Source organism: Campylobacter sp. US50a (genome assembly GCF_004379015.1).
Taxonomy (GTDB): Bacteria; Campylobacterota; Campylobacteria; order Campylobacterales; family Campylobacteraceae; genus Campylobacter_D; species Campylobacter_D jejuni.
The window spans coordinates 1-236 of the sequence record NZ_RYYJ01000114.1 but is presented as its reverse complement, the minus strand read 5'-3'; the positions used below and the strand labels follow the sequence as shown (position 1 = coordinate 236).

Below are 236 nucleotides of genomic sequence, written 5' to 3'. Positions count from 1 at the left end.
TTACTGATAAAACTTATGCTTTATGGAGGACTTAGAATTTCTGAAGCTTTAAATGTAAAACTTTGTGATTTTGAAGAAGTTGATGATGAAATTTTAAAAATATCCATAATAGGCAAGGGCGGTAAAGAACAATTTGCATTTATTAAAAAAGAAGAAGTTGATGATGAGCTTGAATATTTTAAAGAAAATATCCAAGATAGTGATTACATAATGCAAACTAGCACAGGAAAACATTT

The 236-nt window shown here is 27.5% G+C and carries 1 pseudogene; it reads left to right on the top strand.

Going from position 1 to position 236, the window contains the following annotated elements:
- Positions 1–236: pseudogene (locus tag ELQ11_RS09850) on the top strand (hypothetical protein); the annotation flags it as partial.